Annotated in this window: 11 protein-coding genes; 7 read left to right on the top strand and 4 right to left on the bottom strand. The window is 44.2% G+C overall.

The genetic code is table 11. The annotated features are described in order from the left end of the window. The 4 genes from VK541_RS07885 to VK541_RS07870 form a co-directional block, all read left to right on the top strand. Positions 1-902, top strand: a 902-nt coding sequence (locus tag VK541_RS07885; protein WP_324368647.1) for a sensor histidine kinase, incomplete at its 5' end; no start/stop codon positions are given. Continuing rightward, entirely contained in the window at positions 899-1,657 is a 759-nt protein-coding gene (locus tag VK541_RS07880; RefSeq protein ID WP_324368645.1) for a LytTR family DNA-binding domain-containing protein, read from the top strand. The genes VK541_RS07885 and VK541_RS07880, both read left to right, overlap by 4 nt. Beyond that, the gene (locus VK541_RS07875) at positions 1,650-1,823 is read left to right on the top strand and encodes a hypothetical protein (protein WP_324368642.1); all 174 of its coding nucleotides are present in this window, start codon (positions 1,650-1,652) and stop codon (positions 1,821-1,823) included. The genes VK541_RS07880 and VK541_RS07875 overlap by 8 nt, the downstream gene beginning before the upstream one ends. A gap of 68 nt (positions 1,824-1,891) precedes the next feature. Further along, positions 1,892-2,443 carry an outer membrane beta-barrel protein gene (locus VK541_RS07870; RefSeq protein ID WP_324368640.1) on the top strand — a complete coding sequence of 184 codons (552 nt, stop codon included), beginning with the start codon at positions 1,892-1,894 and terminating at the stop codon, positions 2,441-2,443. Here VK541_RS07870 and VK541_RS07865 read toward each other — a convergent pair. Beyond that, positions 2,440-4,659 carry an outer membrane beta-barrel protein gene (locus VK541_RS07865; RefSeq protein ID WP_324368638.1) on the bottom strand — a complete coding sequence of 740 codons (2,220 nt, stop codon included), beginning with the start codon at positions 4,657-4,659 and terminating at the stop codon, positions 2,440-2,442. The two genes, VK541_RS07870 and VK541_RS07865, sit on opposite strands and share 4 nt — an antisense overlap. Positions 4,660-4,800: 141 nt before the next feature. Here VK541_RS07865 and VK541_RS07860 point away from each other — a divergent pair, with 141 nt between their 5' ends. Together VK541_RS07860 and VK541_RS07855 are read left to right on the top strand one after the other, a co-directional pair. Continuing rightward, positions 4,801-5,829 (top strand): sensor histidine kinase, encoded by a 1,029-nt coding sequence (locus VK541_RS07860; RefSeq protein ID WP_324368636.1) that lies wholly within the window; start codon positions 4,801-4,803, stop codon positions 5,827-5,829. Continuing rightward, complete coding sequence (locus VK541_RS07855; RefSeq protein ID WP_324368634.1) at positions 5,816-6,544, top strand: LytR/AlgR family response regulator transcription factor; 729 nt, start codon at positions 5,816-5,818, stop codon at positions 6,542-6,544. Before VK541_RS07860 ends, VK541_RS07855 begins: the two co-directional genes overlap by 14 nt. Here VK541_RS07855 and VK541_RS07850 read toward each other — a convergent pair. Beyond that, positions 6,505-6,909, bottom strand: coding sequence for a hypothetical protein (locus tag VK541_RS07850; protein ID WP_324368632.1), 405 nt, complete (start codon positions 6,907-6,909; stop codon positions 6,505-6,507). The two genes, VK541_RS07855 and VK541_RS07850, sit on opposite strands and share 40 nt — an antisense overlap. Positions 6,910-7,083: 174 nt before the next feature. On the opposite strand from VK541_RS07850, the gene VK541_RS07845 reads away from it, so the two are divergent. After that, entirely contained in the window at positions 7,084-7,521 is a 438-nt protein-coding gene (locus tag VK541_RS07845) for a carboxymuconolactone decarboxylase family protein (protein ID WP_324368630.1), read from the top strand. A gap of 32 nt (positions 7,522-7,553) precedes the next feature. Here the strand turns inward: VK541_RS07845 and VK541_RS07840 are convergent, their stop codons facing one another. Continuing rightward, positions 7,554-8,465, bottom strand: coding sequence for a DMT family transporter (locus VK541_RS07840; RefSeq protein WP_324368627.1), 912 nt, complete (start codon positions 8,463-8,465; stop codon positions 7,554-7,556). Beyond that, on the bottom strand, positions 8,462-8,963 hold a 502-nt coding region (locus tag VK541_RS07835), incomplete at its 5' end, for an FMN-dependent NADH-azoreductase (protein ID WP_324368625.1). The genes VK541_RS07835 and VK541_RS07840, both read right to left, overlap by 4 nt.

Genomic DNA, 8,963 nt, shown 5'->3' with positions numbered 1-8,963 from the left:
TGCTGAAGTACTACCTTCAGGACGATTATTATCCTGCCGATCACGAGTGGCTGCGGCAACCCGGTAAATACCGTTTTAAAGTTGTCCGGACCGAAGCCATTTCCGGACAATACGATAAGACCCAGGCACTTTATATACCATTTGAAGTAAAGCCACCGCCACCTCCCACAGGAGAAAAGAAAGTATCCCTTAAACAAGCGCTCCCATATATTACAGCAGCACTCTCGGGTGTTGCTTTGCTGTTTTTTGTCTATTACAGACGCAATAAGCTCAAACTGAAAACTGCGGCGCAGGAAAAACAACTGGCCGGCCTGAAACTCAAATCCATACGCAGTCAGCTCAATCCGCATTTCATGTTCAATGCACTCAGTTCCATCCAAAACCTGATCAACAAAAACAACATCGAAGACGCCAATTTTTACCTCTCCAAATTTGCCGGTTTAACCCGTCAGGTACTCGACAGCAACAATGAAGACCTGATCAGCCTGGACGAAGAAGTCAAACTTCTCAACGACTACCTGCAAATGGAACAGCTCAGGTTCAATTTTAAATATGACATCCTGGTCGATGAAAGCCTCAACCAGGCCAATATCGAAATCCCCACAATGCTTCTGCAGCCCTTTGCAGAAAATGCGGTTAAGCATGGTATATCAGGCTTGAAAGAAGCAGGTAGGCTTTCGATAAAAATGGTGACAGAGCAAAAGGATCTGGTATTGAGCATTGAGGATAACGGCAAGGGATTTAATAAAAAAGAAGACACGACCGGCTATGGCTTAAAACTAAGTGAAGAAAGGATCACACTACTAAATCAATTGTACAAAGACCAACAGCTATCTTTACACATCAGCCCGGCCCATACCGGCACATTGGTGACCATACGCTTATCAAACTGGATATCATGAAGATCAAAGCCTTAATCATTGACGACGAGCCCAATAACATAGAAAACCTGCAGCTCATCATTGACAAGCACAGTGCCGATGTCTTTATAGCAGGTACTGCAGACAATGCCGAAGAGGGTAAGAAACTAATTCAGCAACACGATCCTGACCTGGTTTTTTTAGACATTCAAATGCCGGAGAAATCCGGCTTTGATTTACTTTCCAGTCTGCCTGAAGTTAAATTCGAAGTGATCTTCATTACCGCATACGACAAATACGGCATACAAGCCATCAAGTTTTCAGCGTTGGATTACCTGCTCAAACCCATCAATATTGAAGAATTCAAGCTGGCTATTGAAAAGGCGAAACAAAGGATCAAGCTCAGCAAGCAAAGCAGGAACATCGACAACTTGCTGGATTATCTGAAAGCAGGGCAGAAGGGGAGTCCTAAAATTGCCCTGCCCACCCTTAAGGAAACCATGTATGTAAAGATCACCGATGTGATCCGCTGTGAAGCCGCAAATAACTATACCACCTTTTACCTGCAAAACCAGGAACAGGTACTGGTCTGTAAAACACTGAAAGACTTTGCAGACCTGCTCAAACCTCACGATTTTATCCGTACACACCAATCTCACCTGGTCAATCCGCACTATGTCAAAAGCTATCTGAAAGAAGACGGAGGCACACTATTGCTCGAGAACCTGCAGAAAGTACCCATCTCCAGGCAGAACAGAGAGATGGTCAAAGCGAGCCTGAGTGGGCTCGGTGAATAAACTGCAATTTATCATCATCAAACCGACCAGCGGAGCAAATTATAAGAACTTTGTCGACATTATGGACGAGTTGCATCTCGCAGATTTGAAAGCAGCCCCTGCAATAGATGACGACCACATCCTTAAAGAAGAGATCGATTTTATGAAACAAAAAGGAATCAGGTAAAATCATCTAACCGCCGCTTGATTTAATAGATAGAATTTGTATCTTAAGACAAATTATAATTTACGCTCATGAAAATAAAAAATCTGATTGTAGTATTCGCATTAGGCCTGTTCATGACCAGGAGCCATGCCCAAAGTCCAAACATGGTTAAAAACCACTATCTGAATTTTGGACCTCAGGTAAGCTATGATATTGAACAGGAAAAGACATTATTGGGTATTGGAGCGGGTTACGAATATCGGTTAACCCAACAGTGGGGATTGACTGTCAATGTCAATTATAATCACGGTACCAACGACAATGGTCAAGCAGTTTTTGCAAACAATTGGGCAGTAAACCTGCTGAATGTCGCCAACCATAGTATAAGTGCCGGAGGTAAATTTTATCTCCGGCGATTTTATTTAAGTGCTGACTTAGGTTATGGAACAGAAAGAAAAAAGTTGCAATATGCCGACGAACGGGAGACTGGATGGGAAGATAACCCGGGTTTATATCAGTGTTATGGAGTGGGTTACCAATTCCCAATCAAGAATAATATATTAGAAATATTTGCCAACGGCAATGGAGTAAAGGCTCTAAAAATTACGTCCGGCATCCGTCTTAATTTCAAATTGAATTAGAAACTTACCCTGTTTTGCTCATCTCTTGCGCCGTTCCGGTCCCTTAGCCGCTTATTGTCTTTCGCGTTCCGGCTGATCTTGTAACTAAAGGAAAGCATCACCGTTCTGCTGTCTCTTCGGTTACGGTAGCTGGCATCCGACCCTGCTACATTCAAAATATTACCCTGTGTCCGCACCGAATAAAACAAGTCGCTGCCGCTCAAACCGAGCGAAGCGTTGCCTTTGAATAGCTGCTGTTTGATCCCCGCACGCAATGCAGCGATACCCCTGGTGGTGTTTTGTCCGGAAAACGACCTGCCACCCCAGTTCATCACCAGTTCTGCCGTACAGCTTTTGCTCAATGTAAAGCGGTTGAACCAGTTGAATGAGTGTGCAAAATAAACAGTATCCACACGCTTCCCGCCCAGCAGCACATCCATATGTATCCGTTCCGTATTTACAGAGAAGTCCGCGTTCCACCATTTGAACACATTCCTGTTGTAGGTGACCATTGTACCGGCGATTTGAAGACTGCCGGTGTTTTCAGGGCGCGTCACATAGACATCGCCCACCGGCCTGATCACCTGGCTGCTGATATTGGACAGATCAGAATAATAAAGAATGGTATTCAACTGCTCCTTAAACACATGCGTAAACTCAAAAGTATTCGTAAAATCAGGGCTCAGGAACGGATTGCCGGCGATCTGGTTGTATCGCTGCACCAGGGCCAGAAAAGGGTTCAATTTGTCATAACCAGGCCTCCCTATGCGCCTGCCATAGCTAAAGAAAAACTGGTTCCTGTTGGTCGAATCCGGTTTGAAAGAAACAAATAAAGTGGGAAAGACATTCAGATAAATCTTGCTGAACGAAGAATCAGTTGCGAGTGCGTTGCCGAGCTGATGCCCATCAGAATGGGTCTGTTCAGCCCGTAGCCCAGCCTTCATGCCAAATTTTCCAAACTCCCTATAGCCCTCCAGGTAAGCAGCCGCAATCGTCTCCTTGTACAAAAAACTGTTGCTGCGGTTATCGTCAGGAAGTTCAGAAACCTCCTCGCCTGTAAAATAATCAGCCCTGTTGTCTGTACTTACCCTGCTCAGCTTCAGGCCGGTATTCAGTTTTATCCCATTTTTAAAAGGCAGGGAAAAATCTGCTTTAGCTGAATAGATGTTGATTTCCCTTGGAAGCGCCCCTCTAATCCTTGCCCTGTTCAACAGCACATCCTGCGCTGAATACGTACGGTTGCCAAAGACTTGGTCGATCTGCGTATGGTACTTGCCATAATCCAGGTCCATACTCAGTTCTGTGCCCATAGCGTCCAGCAAATGCACTACATTGAAGTTGAACAGATTATTCCTGAACTTATTGTTCGCGTCGTTCGCAGAGAAAATGACAGAATCCAGCTGGTACGCACTATTGCGCATCAGGTTACGATTGTCACCCCTTTCACGCACCGAATTGCGGTTGGCATTCCATATCAAACCAACAGTGGTTTTTTTATTGACGTAGTAATCCGCACCCAGCTTCACATTTCCGGTATTGCGGGTATAAGAAATTTCGCTCTCCTGATCCAGTATCGCAGCAGCCGAACCGTCAGCATTCAAAAACCGCCTGATGGCCGAGGCATTTTCGAAGTCTTTAGGACTGCCCGCACCAGCATTGGCAAACAGGTTCAGCTTACCCACCCGGTAGCTCATGTTCAAAGAACCATTGGCCTTGCGATATACTCCCATACCTGCATTCGCCGAAATTGCAGCATTGTAGCCAGGCTGTTTATTCTTTTTGGTGATGATGTTGATCACCCCGCCACTCCCTGCAACATCATATTTCGCCGGCGGATTTGGCATCAACTCAATTTTGTCCAGCAGATCAGTGGGCAGCGACCTGAGATAGGCCGCAAGGTCAGTCCCTGACAGATAAGTAGGCTTACCATCCACGTATATTGTAGCACCCTTACCCATCAGGTTGATGTTCCCGTCGTCAGTTACCCTCAGGCCCGGCAAGCGGCCCAGCAAATCCATGGCATCAGTACCGGCCGCAGTAACAAAAGCCGAAACATTTACTATGGTACGGTCTATCTTCCGTTCAATCATTTTTTTTCTGGTATTGATGTTCACCTCCTTCAGTAGTTTCTCGTCCGTTACCGAGTCTTTCTTTAATGTGTCGGTCGACTGTTTCTTGTCCTGTGCATTTACAGTAAAGCATAGGGTACACATCATCATCAAAAAGTATTTTTTCATAGCAACTAGTTCTGGTTATCTGCTGTCGAAATTACCTTTAGGGACGTCCGGCAAAGAGCCTAATCGTTGAACACGGGAATGTCCTCGACAAACAGGGAAAAACAGGCATATGGCCGTCCGTTAAATAATGTAATTTTGAGTATGAAGAAAAACCTCTGGCTTCTGCTGGGTACTTTTATTGTTTTTTACATTCTCGTTCACCTGAGCGGGCACTTGCCGGGCTTACTTCGCGGAAAATGGACGCTGGTAGATGAACGCAGCTTAGCAGTGCAGGTCCTAAGCATGTCAACAGGTCTCAGCACCTCCTTCCTTTATGTATTGGCAATCTACGCCATGATGAATAAATATTACCCCAACAGGAAATTTAAACGCCTGTCACTTCATGTAGGTCTTATTATAAGTATTGCTTTTATCAGTTGTTTTTTAACCAGCTACGCAGCAACCGTAGCGTTATCACGGGATCCCGTAAGGCTAAACCTCTTTTTCAGAAATAACGTGCTCATCTATATTCTGAACACCATTTTTGCAATGGTATTCTATTTCATCAGGTATACCCGGCAGAAGGAGCTGGAACAAAAAGAACTAGAACTGCAGAACCGGTCATCAGAGCTTTCATTCCTTCGCTCACAGGTTAACCCGCATTTCCTATTCAACAACCTCAATACAATTTATTCCCTGGTATATCATAAATCCGAGCAGGCCTTACCGGCCATCTCCGGACTTTCAGAATTACTGAGGTATATGCTCTACGACAACAGCGAAAAAATAGAACTGGAGCAGGAGATCAGTTACATTGAAAAATACATTTCCCTTCAACAATTACGTTTTGAAAACCCTGTCGCCGTTAAAATGAAGGTGACTGGTAATGTAAAGGAAATGAAAGTACCCCCCTTATTGCTGATTCCCTTTGTGGAAAATGCTTTTAAACATGGTGATGTCTCGGAAAGTAAAGAATGGCTATGGATAGACATCAATATGACGGGCACTGAGCTGATATTTTCATGTGTCAATACCAAAGCAAATAAACACAAGGATTTTACCGGAGGTATCGGAATAGAAAATGTAAGGAAGAGACTTGAACTGCTTTTTAAAGGGCGGTATGAATTAGATGTCAGAGATAATGAAGATCAATTTACAGTTAAACTAGACCTGAACAATGAAGAGTGGTAACATCCTGCGCTGTATAGTCCTCGATGATGAGATTCATGCAGTCAAGCTGCTGGCAGATTATGTAATCCGTACAAATGGACTGGAACTGGTATTAAATACCACTGACCCGACAGCAGCCATCAACCTCATTCATCAGGGTAACGTTGACCTGATCTTCCTGGATATTCAAATGCCGGACCTTACGGGTATCGAGGTGATGAACATTATTCGTCGAACACAGACAAAAGTAATTCTCACAACAGCCTATCCGGAATATGCTTTAAGCGGTTTTGAATACGATGCAATTGATTATTTACTGAAGCCCATCACCTTTGAACGATTCCTGGTTGCAGTTAATAAAGCAAAGGAAAGAATAAGCACTAAAGCTTTAGAAGCTCCGGAACCGGATCATATTTTTGTTAAAGTAGAACACCGGCTGCAGAAGGTGTTATTTTCTTCGATCTTTTACATTGAAGGTCTGGGAGATTATATCAGTTTTCATGTTCCAGCAGGTAAAATACTTTCACTGGAACGTATGAAGCACATCGAATTAATCCTTCCACCGCAGCTGTTTTTGAGGATCCATAAGTCTTACATCATCAATACCAGCCATATTGATTTTGTAGAACGCGGCAGGATTGTCATCAACAAAGAATACCTGCCAATAGGGGAGTCCTATAAAGAAAAAGTGAGGCTTTATTTTTTTCCACCCATTCTATACCCCGGCACAAAATAAAAATCAGCCTCATCCTCAATAAAAAAGGCCATTAATTTATTGTCAGGATCCACTAACGAATAGTCGCCATCCGCATCCTTCGAAACCGAATAATTAGCCGTGGTCACCAATGTTTCTTTACCGTTTTCGGTAAGATAGAACTTCAGCTCTGCACTATTTTGCTCCTCAGAAAGCGCAACATTGATCTTAGCAGATTGGCCGGCATCATTTGGCAATTGCTCCGCTTCACCTGTTTTCTGGTTCTCAAGCTCATAGATGTTATACACGCCTGAGATTCTCTTCGGACTTAGATCTTCCTTTTTGCAAGCAAAAAATGCCGTGACTAAAAAGCCCAATAGCAAGGCTTTAAAAAATTGTTTTTTCATATGTTTTTGATAAATAGATTCGGCAAACCTACAAAAATTATAAAAATAGATATTGCAGAAAATCGACATTTTGGATTTTCTGTAAATCGGCTGGGCCAGCCCTTATTTGGTAACTGGTATAATTCGCACCCGTTTCATTGGCTTAAATTTGTACTATAAATAAATTATTAAGACATGAAAACACGAATTAAAATTGACCAGTTAGAACCAGCAGGATACAGAGCCGTTCTGGGAATGGAAAAATTCATAGAAAGCACACCACTCACAAGAACACACAAAGACCTGATCAAAATCCGGGCATCGCAAATCAACGGATGTGCTTTTTGTATTGATATGCATACCAAAGATGCCCGTAAAGCAGGAGAGACAGAACAGCGTATCTATGCCCTCAATGCCTGGCGCGACACACCGTTTTTTACAGAAGAAGAACGTGCAATACTGGCACTGACCGAGGAAGTTACTTTAATCAGCAACCATGTGAAAGATGAAACCTATGAGGCGGCCGCCGAATTGCTGGATGAAACCTACCTGGCACAAGTGATCTTATCGATAATCACCATTAATATCTGGAACAGAATTGGCATCACGACCAATTTGATACCCGCTTCTTAATCAGATCAAAATAAACAGCAATAAAAAAGCCCTCAATTTTTTGAGGGCTTTTTTATGTTCATCAGTACCACAGCAAACAGAATCAGCACAACCCCCAGCCACTGCGGTAAACTCACAGGTTCCTTTAACAGAACATTTGCCGTCAAAATCGCAACAGGAATTTCTACTGAAGCAATGATGGCACCCAGCCCCATACCTGTAAGCGGCATCCCCCGGGTAAACAGCAAAGGGGGGAGGACCGTTCCAAATAAAGAAAGGAGCAGGCTCCAGCTCGTAAATATGCCATAAGAAAACTCCCGGTTCAGGGCAGAATGATAAATCACCGCAATAACAATCCACCCGCCCAGGATCAGGTACAGGCTTCGCTTCAGCGGCGGTAAATGAAGTTCCGGGTTATTCGAGGTGTACATCGTTGCTGTATAGCAAAGCGCAGCCATGAGGCCCCAGCCAAATCCCCCCCAATTGATACGCACAGATTGTTCGAGCAGATTTGTAGCCAGAACTGTGCCGGCCAGGATCACAACAACAGCAGCAATCTTGCGCCATCCGGGTGCCTTTTTATGCAGGATCATTTCCAGAACGACACCCATCCACACTGTTTGCATTAACAACACAATTGCCACACTGACCGGGATGTACTGGACCGAGATGTAATAGAAGATGCTGGTCAGCCCCAGGGAAGTCCCTGCAAGGATGAGCTTAAATATACTTTTAACGCCCGATGTCTTCATTTCCGGCACCGAAACCTGCACTAGCCCCGCCTCCCGTTTACGGAACAAGGTCAACATAAAAAGCCCCGCAAATCCAAGACTGAACTGCGAAAGTGTAACCTCCGCAGTACTGAACCCCTCATTATAGGCCATTTTTACAAATGTCGCCAGCATTCCGTAACTCGAGGCTCCCAGCCCGACCAAAATGCTTCCTTTGAGTATATGGTTCTTCATCTGTATGTCTTCGTTAAAACCAGTTCCTGCTCAATCAGCGCCCTTAAATTTTGGTGTGCTGCTTCTGCAAAATCAGACGACCTGCCGTTAATGGCAACCACATGAACATTGCTGATGCCCATCACCCCAAAGACAGTCTTCAAATAATTGGTCTGGAAGTCCATATGCTCGTTATATTCCCCCTTCTCATAACCCTCATCGCCCCTGGAAAGCAACAGAAACAATGTCTTATTTTTCAGCATGCCAACATACGGATGCCGCACATTGGCCCGGTTGATCTCAAAAGTTTTATTCACCCTGAGTACCTGATCGATATAAGCTTTAAGCGCGCTCGGAACAGACCAGTTATACATAGGCGCACCGATCACAATCACATCAGCTTCCCTCAGTTCAGAGATATAAGCATCACTTATTTTCAGCACTTCAATATCCTGCTCAGACCTTGCCGCTTCAGGCTTAAACGCTGCAGCAATCCAGCTTTCACTAACGTGAGGCACA

Source organism: Pedobacter sp., from assembly GCF_035317785.1.
Lineage (GTDB): Bacteria > Bacteroidota > Bacteroidia > Sphingobacteriales > Sphingobacteriaceae > Pedobacter.
The sequence above is the reverse complement of the archived record's forward strand: the minus strand, read 5'-3'. Positions and strand labels throughout refer to the sequence as shown.

Coding starts and splice junctions, on each gene's coding strand:
- VK541_RS07865 (WP_324368638.1), bottom strand. CDS start 4,659: ATGAAAAAATACTTTTTGATGATGATGTGTACCCTATGCTTTACTGTA.
- VK541_RS07880 (WP_324368645.1), top strand. CDS start 899: ATGAAGATCAAAGCCTTAATCATTGACGACGAGCCCAATAACATAGAA.
- VK541_RS07845 (WP_324368630.1), top strand. CDS start 7,084: ATGAAAACACGAATTAAAATTGACCAGTTAGAACCAGCAGGATACAGA.
- VK541_RS07840 (WP_324368627.1), bottom strand. CDS start 8,465: ATGAAGAACCATATACTCAAAGGAAGCATTTTGGTCGGGCTGGGAGCC.
- VK541_RS07870 (WP_324368640.1), top strand. CDS start 1,892: ATGAAAATAAAAAATCTGATTGTAGTATTCGCATTAGGCCTGTTCATG.
- VK541_RS07855 (WP_324368634.1), top strand. CDS start 5,816: ATGAAGAGTGGTAACATCCTGCGCTGTATAGTCCTCGATGATGAGATT.
- VK541_RS07850 (WP_324368632.1), bottom strand. CDS start 6,909: ATGAAAAAACAATTTTTTAAAGCCTTGCTATTGGGCTTTTTAGTCACG.
- VK541_RS07860 (WP_324368636.1), top strand. CDS start 4,801: ATGAAGAAAAACCTCTGGCTTCTGCTGGGTACTTTTATTGTTTTTTAC.